This is a genomic window from Bengtsoniella intestinalis (assembly GCF_039719005.1).
Lineage (GTDB): Bacteria > Bacillota > Clostridia > Oscillospirales > Oscillospiraceae > Oscillibacter > Oscillibacter intestinalis.
In genome coordinates this window covers 3,510,773-3,525,276 of record NZ_CP133584.1, presented here as the reverse complement: position 1 = coordinate 3,525,276, position 14,504 = coordinate 3,510,773, and the positions used below count along the sequence as shown (strand labels likewise).

The window sequence follows — 14,504 nt, the reverse complement described above, 5'->3', positions numbered from 1 at the left end:
ATTATAAGTCAATTTAATTTTTACAATGGTGAATGCTTCAACATTGTTATTTTATCGCAAATGAAAAAGAATTGCAATCTTTTTTTCTTGCAGTGGGTTAATTTTTAATTAACCTTGGGTTTTGGTGCGGCTTTCCACAATCTTGTCCCGAATGCTCTTGGGGATTTCGATATAGTGGCTGGGCTCCATGGAGTATTGGCCACGACCTTGGGTGCGAGAACGCAGGTCGGTTGCGTAGCCAAACATTTCGCTCAGAGGCACGCTTGCATCGATTTGTTGAGCGCCGGGACGGGCTTCCATCTTAATGATTTGACCACGACGGCTGTTCAAGTCACCGATAACATCGCCCATGTAATCATCGGGCACGATGACAGAAACCTTCATGATGGGTTCCAGCAAAGTTGCTTCTGCCTTACGGCAAGCTTCCTTAAATGCCATAGAACCGGCAATCTTAAAGGCCATTTCAGAGGAGTCAACTTCATGGTAAGAACCATCATAGATGGTAACCTTAACGTCAACCACAGGGAAGCCAGCCACGATACCAGAAGCCATAGCGCCTTGGATACCAGCGTCAACTGCAGGCACGTATTCCTTGGGGATTGCGCCGCCAACGATGCCGTTGACAAATTCGTAACCCTTGCCAGATTCGTTGGGTTCCAAGCGAATCTTAACGTGACCGTATTGACCCTTACCACCAGACTGACGAGCATACTTGGTGTCTTGCTCAACAGACTTTTTGACGGTTTCTTTGTAAGCAACTTGGGGAGCACCCACGTTTGCTTCCACCTTAAATTCGCGCAGCAGACGGTCAACGATGATTTCCAAGTGGAGTTCGCCCATACCAGCAATGATGGTTTGGCCGGTTTCTTCGTCGGTCCAGGTGCGGAAGGTGGGATCTTCTTCTGCCAGTTTCACCAGAGCCAGACCCATCTTTTCTTGACCAGCTTTGGTCTTAGGTTCGATGGCGACACGGATAACGGGATCAGGGAATTCCATGGATTCCAAGATAATGGTGTGTGCAGGGTCACACAGAGTATCACCAGTGGTGGTATTCTTCAGACCAACAGCTGCAGCGATGTCACCAGAGAACACTTCTTCAATGTCTTCACGGTGGTTAGCGTGCATTTGCAGGATACGACCCATACGTTCTTTTTGGTTCTTGGTGCTGTTGAGCACGGTGGAACCAGCGGTCAGGTGACCAGAATACACACGGAAGAAGCTCAGACGACCCACAAATGGGTCAGTCATGATCTTAAAGGCCAGTGCAGAGAAGGGAGCGTTGTCGTCAGAGGGACGTTCGTCTTCATCACCAGTGTCGGGATCCACGCCCTTGATGGCGTCGATGTCCAAGGGAGAAGGCATAAAGTCAACCACTGCGTCAAGCAGCTTTTGCACGCCTTTGTTACGGTAAGAGGTACCGCAAACCACGGGAACCATCAAGTTGTCAATGGTGCCCTTACGGATGGCCTTACGCATCAATTCTTCGGGAATTTCTTCCTCCATCAATGCCAGTTCCATCAGTTCTTCATCGATGTCAGCGCAAGCATCCACCAATTTGGTGCGATATTCTTGAGCCAGTTCCATCATGTCTTCGGGAATTTCTTCCTCACGCATATCCTTGCCCATTGCATCATAGTACACATCAGCTTTCATCTTCACAAGGTCGATGATGCCGGTGAATGCATCTTCTGCGCCGATAGGCAATTGGATGGGAACTGCGTTACACTTCAAACGGTCATAGACCATGTCCAGAACGTGATAGAAGTCGGCACCCATGATGTCCATCTTGTTGACGTAAATCATGCGAGGTACCTTATAGTGGTCAGCTTGGCGCCACACGGTTTCAGACTGGGGTTCCACACCACCCTTAGCGCACATAACAGTCACGCTACCATCCAGAACACGCAAAGAGCGTTCCACTTCGACGGTGAAGTCAACGTGGCCTGGGGTGTCGATGATGTTGATGCGGTGTTGGGGGTATTGGTTTTCAGTACCAGTCCAGTAGCAGGTGGTAGCAGCAGAAGTGATGGTGATACCACGTTCTTGCTCTTGAGCCATCCAGTCCATAGTTGCGCCGCCGTCATGCACTTCACCGATTTTATAGTTAACGCCGGTGTAGTAGAGGATACGTTCTGTGGTGGTGGTTTTACCTGCATCGATGTGCGCCATAATCCCGATGTTACGGGTATTTTGCAACGGTGATTTTCTAGGCATACTGATTTCTCCTTAAAGTTACCAGCGGAAGTGTGCGAAGGCCTTGTTGGCTTCAGCAGCCTTATGGGTTTCTTCACGCTTCTTTACTGCGCTGCCAGTGTTGTTGGCAGCATCCATAATTTCGCCTGCCAGGCGTTCAGCCATGGTGCGTTCGCCGCGCTTACGAGAGTAAACGGTCAACCAACGCAAACCGAGGGTTTGACGACGGCTGGGACGGACTTCCATGGGGACTTGGTAGGTAGCACCGCCGACACGGCGAGCCTTGACTTCCAAGTTGGGCATGATGTTTTCCATTGCTTGGACAAACACCTCGGTGGGGTCTTTTTCGGTTTTTTCTTTGATTTGATCAAAGGCACCGTAAACCACCTTTTGGGCTACACCCTTTTTACCGTCCAACATGATGCTATTGACCAACTTGGTCACCAGCACGGAACCGTATACGGGATCAGCCAGAACTTCTCTTTTGGGAACATTACCTCTTCTGGGCACTGTACTTCCCTCCTTCATAATTATTCTATGATCTCATAGGTACTCAAAAGGCGAATCGCCTTCCGTGAATGCCTGCCGCTTTGGAAATGTGTTTCTTAATATATAGAATATAGAAAACCCTATTCGGCAAACTTTCTGAGTTGTTGGGCTAAATAATCTTATTTAGCCTTGGGGCGCTTAGCACCGTACTTGGAGCGGGATTGCATACGGCCGTTCACGCCTTGTGCATCCAGGGTACCACGGATAATGTGGTAACGGACACCGGGAAGGTCCTTTACACGACCGCCGCGAATCATAACGACGCTGTGTTCTTGCAGGGAGTGGCCAACACCAGGGATGTAGGCAGTCACTTCGTAGCCGTTAGTCAGGCGCACACGGGCGATTTTACGCAGTGCAGAGTTAGGCTTCTTAGGAGTTGCAGTTCTCACAGCGGTGCAAACACCACGCTTTTGAGGTGCAGATTGGTTGGTAGGCTTATTTTTCAAAGTGTTCAGACCAAATTGCATAGCGGGAGAAGTGGACTTATAGGTAACTTGTTCTCTGCCCTTACGGACCAGTTGGTTGAAAGTAGGCATAGGGATCTCCTTTCTTCAATAAATGATTGTGACCAAATCGGTCAATCTATGTTTCTCAAAATATTATTAAAATATTCTGTTGAAACCCAAAATGGGGATGCGGGCGACCGCAGGTCGCCCCTACGACGGGGTGTAGGCTGGTTATCGTAGCACTGCTACGACAGCGGCACCAACGGTGATGCCACAGGCGAGACCCAGTTGTGACAGGCTATAATCCATATCCACTGCCACCTCTTGCGCTTGGCAAGCTTCAACAATGGGCTGGGTAATGGCTGGGTCGGCATCGCAGGCCAAATAAACCTTACGGGCTCGTCCATCTCGCAGCACTTTTCTGGACTGCTTTACGCCTATCACCTTATCAATGGATGCTAACTCCTCTATCACGGGGTCCTCCTTTAATGCGCAGGAAAAATTGCACGCATGTGACCTGCGATTTTAGATTATAGCACCTAAAACACCATACGTCAATAGATTTTTTCTCAACTTTTCATGAATTTGCATCATTTTGATGTTTCAAGTAGAAATTGACAAAATCCTGCAGATAAAAACTGTCTAATTGGGACAAATCACCATCAACTAATCGGAAAAAGCAAGCAGGCACTTCCCCTCTGGCGAGGTTTTTTCCAATACAGGGGGTGCACCCTTGGTCATGGTTGGTGGGATGGTTTGGACATTGCAGTTCATTGCAGTTGCAATCTGGGGCTGGATGTGGCATACAGACACCTCCTTGGGCGCACAAATTGTGCCTATATAGTATACTATATAATGTAGTGTTTGGCAAGGATTAAATGGCGAGCATCCACGAATGGTGTGGGGCGTCGAGGACGCCGCCCCCTACAGATGCTCCTATGCACCAATCCCCCATCCTCTACATACAATAACCCAGAGCTACAAAGCTCAATTCCATTACGAAAGGAGGCGATGAGGATTTGATTGTAGACGTGCAAAACATCCACCTGACCTACCAAGCCCCTGACGGGGAGGTCAATGCCTTAGAGGCCATCAACTTTTCCATTACCCAAGGGGAATTTGTTTCTCTAGTCGGACCCTCTGGCTGTGGCAAATCCACGTTACTGTCCATCATCGCTGGGTTAATTCCTCCCACACAAGGTCAAGTTTTGGTGGAGGGGCAAACGGTAACTGCTCCATCCCAAAAGATAGGCTATATGCCCCAAAAAGACCAACTGTTCCCATGGCGTACCATCTGGGATAACGTGACCTTGGGCTTAGAACTGCGCCACCAAGCCACCGCTGAAAACAAAGATAGGGTTCGGGATTTACTAGAACGCTATGGTTTGGCTGACTTTGCCAACAAAACACCGAACCAACTCTCAGGCGGTATGCGCCAGCGTTGCGCCCTCATCCGCACATTGGCCCTCTCCCCCAGCATTTTACTCTTAGACGAACCTTTTTCCGCCTTAGACTACCAAACCCGTTTGGCTGTCTCAGCAGACATCCACCACATCATCGCCAATGAAGGCAAAACCGCCTTATTGGTGACCCACGACATCTCCGAAAGCGTATCTTTATCTGAGCGCGTATTGGTGCTGAGTCGTCGCCCAGCCCACATCCAATCCAGCTATACATTAGATGAATTACAGGGCATCACCCCACTGGCACGCCGTGACCACCCCAGTTTTGGCACCTATTTTAACGCCATATGGAAGGAGTTGGACGTCCATGCCTGAACAGCATCCCTCCCCCAACGCACCTTGTACTTACGCCATTGTCTCTGCCGCAAACACTGGACACTGGGGCTTCGCATCTTCCTTTTGGTGGGCTTTTTTGCGCTTTGGGAATTGGCTGCCCAGATGGGTTGGATTGAAGATTTTATTTTCTCCAGCCCCAGCCGTATATCCGCCACCTTGGTATCTCTCGCTCAATCTGGGGATTTGTGGCTCCATGTATCCACCTCGGTTTGGGAAACCATTGTGGGCTTTACCTTGGGCACGGTTCTGGGTATCATTTTTGCCATTTTCTTATGGTGGAGTCCCTTTGTTGCCCATGTGCTAGAACCGTATCTGGTGGTGCTCAGTGCCTTACCCAAAACGGCGCTCGGCCCCATTTTCATCGTCTGGATGGGGGCTGGCTCTGGCGCCATCATCACCATGACATTGGCCATTTCTCTCATTGTCACCATCTTAGATATGCACAACGGCTTCCTTGCAACCGACAGCGAAAAAATCGCCTTACTGAAAACCTTGGGTGCCAATCGCCCCCAGATACTATTTAAATTAGTATTGCCAGCCAACCTCACCACCATGGTCAACGTGCTCAAAGTCAACGTAGGCCTTTCTTGGGTTGGCGTGATTATGGGGGAATTTCTCGTCTCCAAGGCTGGTTTGGGGTATTTAATTGTATACGGTTCTCAAGTGTTTAAAATGGATCTGGTCATGTGCTCAGTGCTGATTTTGGCACTGTGTGCCGCTGGTATGTATCAATGTATCCTCTGGCTGGAAAAAGGCCTAAAAATTTATATGGGAGTGACTTTATGAAACGAATTGCAACCACCCTACTGGCTCTGGTGATGACCATGAGCCTCCTCTCCGCCTGCGCTGACGCCACCGTCTCTGAAACCATCGATACTGCCCAAACAGCAGTAGACACAGCCCAAACCTTGGTGGACACCGCCGAAACCATTGCCGACGATTTGACCACCACCGAACCCGTCACCATCCAACTCAACGAAGTGACCCACTCGGTGTTCTACGCACCGCTGTACGCCGCCATGGAACTGGGATATTTTGAAGAGGAAGGTCTTACCATTGAGCTGACCAACGGCGGTGGTGCTGACAACGTGATGACCGCCGTCATCACAGGTGGTGCTGACATCGGCCTTGCAGGGCCCGAGTCTTGCATTTATGTGGTCAACGAAGGTCTAGACGACGCACCCCAAATCTTCGCCCAATTGACCAAGCGTGACGGTGCCTTTATTGTAGGCCGTGAAGATGAGGAATTTTCTTGGGAAAATCTCATCGGCTCCACCATCATCGGCGGTCGTGCTGGGGGCGTGCCACTGATGACCCTCCAATATGTCATGACCCAAAACGGTGTCATCCCCAACGTGGACGCTGTGGTGGATTCCTCTGTGGAATTTGCCATGATGGCAGGCGCCTTCACTGGTGGCTACGGGGACTATGTGGCGCTGTTTGAGCCTACCGCCACCACCGTGGAGCTCGAAGGTCAAGGCTATGTCCTCACTTCCATCGGTCAAGAAAGCGGCGAAATCCCATACACTGCCTTTTTCGCATTGACCAGCTACATGGACGAAAACCCCGACATCATCCAAGCCTTCACCAACGCCATGGCTCGTGGGCAGGCATGGGTGCAAACAGCAGATGTGGCTGACATTGCCGCCGCTGTGTCCAAACAATTCCCCGACACCGATTTGGATGTTTTGGAAACTGTCATCCAACGCCATCTTGACATTGACGCATGGAACCAGACCCCTGTTATGGAAGAATCTGCCCTGCGACGACTGGAAGATGTGATGATATTGGCTGGTGAACTTGACCAATCTTGTAATTTTGACGCTTTGGTCAACAACAGCTTCGCCAACAACGCAACTTGGTAACATTTGCATAACAATACAGCCGCATTGGTTAAATATTCATTTAACCAATGCGGCTTTTCTGTAGTTTTCCTACACGCACAACTGTAAACCAGTGGCGCACACCGTAATCTATTTAAAATATAGCACTTTTTTAACAGAAAAACGATAACCTTGTGATTTTTTAGTCAAATTCAAATATTTAATTTAAAGTGCATTTTAAAAAAATAATACCTTTTTCTTCCAAAATACACAAATCAGACACATCTACCAAAGGGAGTATGAATGATTGCGCATTCATTATGCACATCTCACATTGACATTTTCCAGCTACGCCAGTAAAATAGAAACAATTACAAAAGCACAACTGAATCATATGTTACAGCAAAGTGGCTGTGCTCTGAACGTTCAGGAGCATAGTCGCTTTTTTGTATAATAAACTCACCAACAATTTAAAAGGAGAAATAAACATGAACAAGAAGATTCTGGCCTTAACTTTGGCCGCAGCTATGACCCTGTCTATGGCGGGTTGCTCTAGCTCTGATTCTAGCAGCTCCACCACTACCACCACCACCGAAGCCTCTGGGGACGAAACCATCAAGGTTGCTCTGATTGCCACCACCACTGGTGACTATGCTATGTACGGTGTGCCCGTTGCCAACGGTGCCAACCTGTACATTGACGAACTGAATGCCGCTGGCGGCATCAACGGCAAGCAAATCGAAGTCCTGCAATACGACGATAAGGCAGACGGCACCGAAGCTGTCAACGCCTTCTATCTGGCTCTGGACAACGATGCAACTGCAGTCATCGGCGCTGTGCTCACTGGTGCTACCATCGCTCTGGCTGACGCCACCTACGACGAAGGTATGCCCCAAATCACCGCTTCTGCTACCTCTGCTCTGGTGACCCAATTTGAAGAAGACGGCGACGAAATCCGTGAAAACGTGTTCCGCTCCTGCTTCATCGACCCATTCCAAGGCGAAAAGATGGCTGACTATGCTGTGGGCGAACTGGGCGCAACCACCGCTGCTATCTTCTACGAAACTGGCTCTGACTACTCTGAAGGCCTGATGGCTTCCTTCGTGGAAAAGGCCGCTGAACTGGGTCTGGAAATCGTGGCTACTGAAGCATTCGCCACTGGCGACATGGACTTTAGCGCACAAATGACCAACATCGCTGCCGCTGGCGCTGACGTTGTGTACCTGCCCTTCTACTACTCCGATGCTGGTCTGGCTGTGACCCAAGGTCGTGCCGCTGGCGTGACTGGTACCTTCATGGGCGCTGACGGCATGGGCGGTATCGCTGGCTTCGCATCTGCTGAAGACCTAGAAGGCACCGTGTACTGCTCTGGTTATGCTCCTGGTTCTGACTCCGTGCTGGACTTCGAAGCCGCTTACGAAGCCACTTATGGCGAAGCTGTCCCCAACATGTATGCCCCTCTTGCTTATGATGCTGCTATGTTGCTGTGCGCTGCTATCGCAGAAGCAGAAGCTGCTGGTTTGGAAGCTGGCTCTGACGAATACAAAGAAGCCATCATTGCTGCTCTGGCTGCAAACGACGGCACAGAAGGCATCACTGGCTCCTACTCCTTCGACGAATACAACAACCCCATCAAGTCTGCTGCCATCATGGAACTGCAAGACGGCGTGGAATCCTTCACCGGCCTGTATTAAGCATCACTGGGATGACAGGTGGCCTACGGGTCACCTCATCTCTAAACATCCCAACCCAGAAGGTAGACTCCCCTACCTTCTGGGTATGGACGTCCATTGAATGTTCCCAATCTTGTGGAGATATTCAATGGCCGTCCACATTTTGAAGTAATAAGTAAAAAGTAATAGTGAATAAGTAGGGGCGACCTGTGGTCGCCCGTCCCCATACGGTAGAGGCGGATAGCATCCGCCCGATTCCACATCTCAAAAAATATAGAAAGGACGTGAGTCCATGTCCCTCGTCATTGCTCAATTATTCAACGGCTTACAGTCTGGTTCCATTTTCGCTCTGGTAGCCTTGGGCTACAGCATGGTTTACGGCATTATTTTGCTGTTGAACTTTGCCCATGGTGACATCATCATGGTGGGCGCCTATGCCACCTATTATGCCATTTTGATGTTTGATTTACCCCCTCTGGTGGCCGCTGTATTGGCTGTGCTGGTCAGCGCCTGTTTGGGTGTCATCATTGAAAAAATTGCTTACACGCCCCTCCGCTCTGCCCCCCGTCTTTCTTTGCTGATCACCGCCATCGGTATTTCCTTCTTGCTACAAAATGGGTCTCAGCTCCTCTTTGGCGCTGACTCTAAAAACATTCCCTCTCTGGTCTCAGGTACCACAAGCATTTTGGGTACCAATGTCAGCTATGCCGCTTTGACCACCATTTCCGTGTCTGTGGTGTCCATGGTTGCCTTGACCTTCTTGGTGCAAAAAACCAAAATGGGCAAGGCTATGCGTGCCGTATCTGAAGATATGGGTGCCGCTCAATTGATGGGCATCAACGTCAACCGCACCATTTCCTTCACCTTTGCAGTGGGCTCTGCTCTGGCAGGTATCGGCTCTGTGCTCTACGTCAGCGCCTATTCCCAAGCCAGCCCCACCATGGGTTCTATGTTGGGTTTAAAAGCCTTCGTAGCTGCCGTTTTGGGTGGCATTGGCTCCATCCCCGGCGCCATGGTTGGCGGCTTTGTCATTGGCCTGATTGAAGCATTTGTATCCGCCATCGGTCTTTCCGTGTGGAAAGATGGTGTGGTGTTTGCCATTTTGATTGTGGTGCTACTGTTTAAGCCCACTGGTCTATTGGGCAAGCCCATCCAGGAAAAGGTTTAAGGGGGATTCAAACATGAAAAACAAAATTACCATCCCCATGCCTGTTCGCTATGCCATCAACACCATTTTAATCATCGCCCTGTGGGCACCTGTGTTCTTGATGATTGAATCTGGCGACATCAGCCGTTACTGGTCTGGCATTTTGATTTCCTCTGGTATCAACATCATTTTGGCCGTCTCATTGAACATTTCCACTGGCTATCTAGGCCAGCTCCCTCTAGGTCATGCTGGGTTTATGGCAGTTGGCGCTTACGCCAGCGGTATCTTCATCAAATCCACCCCTGCCAGCGACCTGCTCAGCGATGGCAACACCATGGCTCTGCTGCCCTACGTCATTGCCGCTCTGGCCATTTCCTTCATTGTGGCTGGGTTCTTTGGGTTCATCATCGGTGTGCCTGCCCTGCGTTTGAAGGGCGACTATCTGGCCATCATCACCCTTGGTTTCTGCGAAATCATCCGTGTGGTCATCACCAACATCGACTCAGTGCTGGGCTTTAGCTTCACCTATGGCTCTAAGGGCTTGACCCGTATTCCCAAGTTCACTGGCTTTACCACCGTGTTCATCTGCGTGGTACTCAGCTGTATGGTCATTCACATGATTATGAAGTCTCGCCACGGTCGTGCCATCCTATCCATCCGTGAAAACGAAATTGCCGCCGAATCTTGCGGTATCAATACCACGTATTATAAGGTTATGGCCTTCGTCCTCTCCGCCGCTTTGGCTGGGGTGGCTGGTTGCCTGTATGGTGGGTATTTGGGTTCTTTGTATCCCTCTACCTTCAGCTTTATGAAGTCCATCGAAATTCTGGTTATGGTGGTGCTAGGCGGTATGGGCTCTATGCTGGGCTCCGTCATCTCTGCTACCGTACTTACCTTCCTACCTGAACTACTGCGCACCTTTGCCGACTATCGTATGGTGGCCTATTCATTGTTGCTGGTTGCCATGATGATTTTCCGTCCCAAGGGTCTGCTGGGCTCTTATGACTTCTCCATGTCTCGTCTGCTAGAAAAAGCCTTGAACATGGGTCGCAAATCCAAAGAGGAGGTGGCTAAGAAATGAGTGCAGATCGTTTGATTCCCGAACAAAAGCTGGTGCCCATCCCTAGCAAAAACATCATTCCTGAACGTGACATTGACAAGCACCCCATTTTGGAATGCCACAACCTTGGCATCGATTTTGGCGGTTTGACCGCTGTGAACGAATTCGACATTGCCATTGGTAAAAGCGAAATCGCTGGCCTAATCGGCCCCAACGGTGCTGGTAAAACCACCGTCTTTAACCTGCTGACCAAGGTGTACGCCCCCACCCGTGGCACCATCATGGTCAATGGCAAGGACACCGCTGGCAAAAACACCATCCAAGTCAACCGCATGGGCGTGGCTCGCACATTCCAAAACATCCGCCTGTTCAAAGATTTGACGGTGCTAGAAAACGTACTCATCGGTCTGCACCATGAAATGGATTACGGTCTGTGCGGCGCTATTTTCCGTCTGCCCACCTTCTGGCGTGGCGAAAAAATCGCCAAAGCCCGTGCCATCGAATTGCTGTCCATCTTTGATATGCAAGACTTTGCCGAGCACCAAGCAGGCTCTCTGCCCTACGGCGCACAGCGTCGCTTGGAAATCGTCCGTGCACTGGCAACCAACCCCTCTTTGTTGCTCTTAGACGAACCTGCCGCTGGTATGAACCCCTCTGAAACTGCAGAATTGATGGAAAACATCGTCAAAATCCGTGACACTTTCGGCATTGCCATCATGCTCATCGAACATGACATGAGTCTGGTTATGAACATTTGTGAAGCCATCGCTGTGCTGAACTTTGGGCAAATCATCGCCAAAGGCACCCCTGACCAAATCCAAGCAAACCCTGCCGTTATCGAAGCCTATCTCGGCAAACAAAAGGAGGCGTAAGCAATGAGTCAAATTTTAAAAGCTGAAAACCTCAACGTGTACTACGGTGCCATCCATGCCATCAAAGACGTGTCCTTTGAAGTAAACGAAGGGGAAATCGTCACCTTGATTGGTGCCAACGGCGCTGGCAAGTCCACCATTTTGAAAACCGTGTCTGGTTTACTGTCCACCAAAACAGGTGGCGTCACCTTTATGGATCAGTCTCTTGGTAAAATCCCTCCCCATGTCATCGTGGAAAAAGGCTTGGCTCACGTACCCGAAGGCCGCCGTGTATTCACCCGTATGAGCGTGGAAGAAAATTTGGAAATGGGCGGTTACACCCAATCTAAGGCCGACAACGAAAAAACCATGGAAGAAGTGTATAAGCTGTTCCCCCGTCTGCTAGAACGGCGCAAGCAAGTCTCTGGCACTCTTTCTGGTGGCGAGCAACAAATGTTAGCCATGGGTCGTGCCATGATGAGCAAACCAAAGCTTCTCATGCTGGACGAACCCTCCATGGGTTTGGCTCCCTTACTGGTGGAACAAATTTTTGAAATCATCAAAAGCCTTAACAGTGTTGGTACCACCATTTTACTGGTGGAACAAAACGCACAGATGGCGCTGAGCGTAGCCGACCGTGGATATGTGCTGGAAACTGGCAGCATTATCTCCACAGGCACTGGCGCAGACCTTCTGGCCAGCCCCATCATCAAAAAGGCCTATTTGGGCGGCTAATAAAAAGTAATATGTAATATCGTAGGGGAGGGGTTCCATCCCCTCCCGTGGGATACGAGAAATCTAAACGGGAGGGGGTAGAACCCCTCCCCTACTTTTGTCTCTGGACGTCCTGCAATATTTTCTCCTATTTTTTTGTAAATTCGTGAACAAATTACAAACTTCCCTCTTGACAAAGAGGTGTTACCATGATAGAATCACTTCACATAGTAAATGCTATGATAGGGAAAAAGTAGTTCCCAAATCACTTACAGAGAGTTGTCGGTCGGTGCGAGACAATGGTGATGGGATCTGGCAAAACTGGCCCTTGAGCAGCAGCTCCCAACCGTTTTAACGTAGTAGGTGCTGACGGATATCCACCGTTATCGGGAGACCAATTCGCCGTAGATTGTTGTCTGGCTGATTGGATGAGTGGTCATCCTTACTAGGATGGCAAAGAGAGTGGTACCACGGACTTCTGTTATAAACTGTACAGAACTTCGTCTCTCAAGGTGTGAGCCTTGAAAGACGAAGTTTTTTTGTTTTTTATGGGCACCGACAATATAGTAGAAAAAGGAGACCTCCCCCATGAATTATCAAAAATATGCCCCCGGTTATTATCCCGTACCCCAAGGATATTCCTCTTGGGCCACCAAAGACCACATTGAAAAAGCACCCCAATGGTGCAGTGTGGACCTGCGTGACGGCAACCAAGCATTGGTTGTGCCCATGAGTTTAGATGAAAAGCTGGAGTTTTTCAAATTGCTGGTGAAAATCGGCTTTAAGCAAATCGAAGTTGGCTTCCCTGCCGCCAGCGACACGGAATATGAATTTGTCCGCACCTTGATTGACAACAACATGATTCCCGACGATGTGACCATTCAAGTGCTGACCCAATGCCGCGACCACATCATCCGCAAAACCTTTGAAGCCATCGAAGGCGCGCCCAGTGCGGTTGTCCACTTCTACAACTCCACCTCGGTTGCCCAGCGCCAACAAGTGTTCCGCAAATCCCCAGAAGAAATTTGCAAAATTGCCACCGACGGCGCTGAGCTGGTGAAAAAGCTAAGCCAAGAATTCGATGGTAACTTCCGCTTTGAATACTCTCCCGAAAGCTTCACTGGCACCGAGCCAGAATACGCTTTGCACGTATGCAATGCCGTCATTGACATCATGGAACCCACCCCAGAACGCCCCATGATCATCAACCTCCCTTCCACGGTGCAAATGAGTATGCCCCACGTGTACGCCAACCAAATTGAGTTCTTCCACAACCACCTCCACAAACGCGACAGCGTGTGCATCTCCGTCCACCCCCATAATGACCGTGGCACAGGTGTGGCTGACGCTGAACTTGCCATGTTGGCAGGTGCCCAGCAAGTGGAATGTTGCCTGTTCGGCAATGGCGAACGCACTGGTAACGTGGACTCCATCACCTTGGCCATGAACCTCTATTCCCATGGGGTTGACCCCAAGTTGAACTTTAGCAATATGCCTGAGATTTGTGAAGTCTACGAACGGGTGACCCGTATGCGCGTCCATGAACGGAGCCCTTACGCTGGCGCATTGGTGTTCGCCGCCTTCTCTGGCTCTCACCAAGATGCCATCGCCAAAGGCATGGACTGGCACAAACACTCTGACGACAGCCGCTGGACCTGCCCCTATATCCCTGTTGACCCTGTGGATATTGGCCGCACCTACGACGCTGACGTGATTCGCATCAACAGCCAAAGTGGCAAAGGTGGCATCGGCTTTGTGCTGGCACAAAACTATGGCTTTGATTTACCAGCCAAAATGCGAGAAGAACTGGGTTACACGGTCAAAAGTGTGTCCGACCGCAACCACAAAGAACTCTCCACTCCCGAAGTATACGAAGTGTTCTGCAACACCTATCTTAACAAGCAAGACCCCTTGCACATCACCGAAATCCACTTCACCCGCGTTGACGGTCTGGCCGCCAATGTGGACATTGAATACAACGGCAAAATCCACGGCTGTAACTCCGTTGGTAATGGTCGCCTAGACGCCGTCACCAACGCCATCAAAAGCGTCACTGGCACAGACTTCGCCTTGGATTACTACTCCGAACACAGCCTTGACTCTGGCTCTACCAGCCGCGCCGCCTCTTACATCAGCATCAACTGGCCTGACGGTACCACCACATGGGGCGCAGGCACCGACACCGACATCATCCAATCGGGCATTAACGCTTTGGTTTCTGCCTTTAACAATAAATTTTAAGGAGACAT

The 14,504-nt window shown here is 50.0% G+C and carries 14 protein-coding genes and 1 other annotated feature; of the genes, 9 read left to right on the top strand and 5 right to left on the bottom strand.

Going from position 1 to position 14,504, the window contains the following annotated elements; genetic code table 11:
- Nucleotides 1–108: 108 nt before the first annotated feature.
- The 5 genes from fusA to RFF05_RS16745 form a co-directional block, all read right to left on the bottom strand.
- Nucleotides 109–2,214, bottom strand: coding sequence for an elongation factor G (gene fusA / locus RFF05_RS16765; RefSeq protein ID WP_409968150.1), 2,106 nt, complete (start codon nt 2,212–2,214; stop codon nt 109–111).
- A gap of 18 nt (nt 2,215–2,232) precedes the next feature.
- A complete protein-coding gene (rpsG, locus tag RFF05_RS16760; RefSeq protein WP_409968149.1) occupies nt 2,233–2,703 on the bottom strand; it encodes a 30S ribosomal protein S7 in 471 nt (156 codons plus the stop codon).
- Between the two features lie 158 nt (nt 2,704–2,861).
- Entirely contained in the window at nt 2,862–3,278 is a 417-nt protein-coding gene (gene rpsL, locus RFF05_RS16755; protein WP_409968148.1) for a 30S ribosomal protein S12, read from the bottom strand.
- A gap of 141 nt (nt 3,279–3,419) precedes the next feature.
- Nucleotides 3,420–3,662, bottom strand: a complete 243-nt coding sequence (locus RFF05_RS16750) for a ribosomal L7Ae/L30e/S12e/Gadd45 family protein (RefSeq protein ID WP_409968147.1) — start codon at nt 3,660–3,662, stop codon at nt 3,420–3,422.
- Between the two features lie 103 nt (nt 3,663–3,765).
- Nucleotides 3,766–3,993, bottom strand: coding sequence for a DUF6485 family protein (locus RFF05_RS16745; RefSeq protein ID WP_409968146.1), 228 nt, complete (start codon nt 3,991–3,993; stop codon nt 3,766–3,768).
- 214 nt (nt 3,994–4,207) lie between these two features.
- Here RFF05_RS16745 and RFF05_RS16740 point away from each other — a divergent pair, with 214 nt between their 5' ends.
- The 9 genes from RFF05_RS16740 to RFF05_RS16700 all read left to right on the top strand — a co-directional run bounded on the left by RFF05_RS16740 (nt 4,208) and on the right by RFF05_RS16700 (nt 14,496).
- Nucleotides 4,208–4,966, top strand: coding sequence for an ABC transporter ATP-binding protein (locus RFF05_RS16740; protein WP_409968145.1), 759 nt, complete (start codon nt 4,208–4,210; stop codon nt 4,964–4,966).
- Between the two features lie 123 nt (nt 4,967–5,089).
- Complete coding sequence (locus tag RFF05_RS16735) at nt 5,090–5,773, top strand: ABC transporter permease (protein ID WP_409968144.1); 684 nt, start codon at nt 5,090–5,092, stop codon at nt 5,771–5,773.
- Nucleotides 5,770–6,852: an ABC transporter substrate-binding protein gene (locus tag RFF05_RS16730; protein WP_409968143.1), complete on the top strand. Its 1,083-nt coding sequence runs from the start codon at nt 5,770–5,772 to the stop codon at nt 6,850–6,852. Before RFF05_RS16735 ends, RFF05_RS16730 begins: the two co-directional genes overlap by 4 nt.
- Nucleotides 6,853–7,298: 446 nt before the next feature.
- The gene (locus RFF05_RS16725; RefSeq protein ID WP_409968142.1) at nt 7,299–8,504 is read left to right on the top strand and encodes an ABC transporter substrate-binding protein; all 1,206 of its coding nucleotides are present in this window, start codon (nt 7,299–7,301) and stop codon (nt 8,502–8,504) included.
- A 271-nt stretch (nt 8,505–8,775) separates the two neighbouring features.
- Nucleotides 8,776–9,651 carry a branched-chain amino acid ABC transporter permease gene (locus tag RFF05_RS16720; protein WP_409968141.1) on the top strand — a complete coding sequence of 292 codons (876 nt, stop codon included), beginning with the start codon at nt 8,776–8,778 and terminating at the stop codon, nt 9,649–9,651.
- Nucleotides 9,652–9,664: 13 nt separating this feature from the next.
- Nucleotides 9,665–10,711: a branched-chain amino acid ABC transporter permease gene (locus RFF05_RS16715; protein WP_409968140.1), complete on the top strand. Its 1,047-nt coding sequence runs from the start codon at nt 9,665–9,667 to the stop codon at nt 10,709–10,711.
- Nucleotides 10,708–11,562, top strand: a complete 855-nt coding sequence (locus RFF05_RS16710; protein WP_409968139.1) for an ABC transporter ATP-binding protein — start codon at nt 10,708–10,710, stop codon at nt 11,560–11,562. The genes RFF05_RS16715 and RFF05_RS16710 overlap by 4 nt, the downstream gene beginning before the upstream one ends.
- A 12-nt stretch (nt 11,563–11,574) precedes the next feature.
- Nucleotides 11,575–12,276: an ABC transporter ATP-binding protein gene (locus tag RFF05_RS16705; protein ID WP_409970134.1), complete on the top strand. Its 702-nt coding sequence runs from the start codon at nt 11,575–11,577 to the stop codon at nt 12,274–12,276.
- 209 nt (nt 12,277–12,485) lie between these two features.
- Nucleotides 12,486–12,766 (top strand) — a binding site (T-box leader).
- A gap of 77 nt (nt 12,767–12,843) precedes the next feature.
- Entirely contained in the window at nt 12,844–14,496 is a 1,653-nt protein-coding gene (locus RFF05_RS16700; protein ID WP_409968138.1) for a 2-isopropylmalate synthase, read from the top strand.
- The last annotated feature ends 8 nt before the right edge of the window (nt 14,497–14,504 follow it).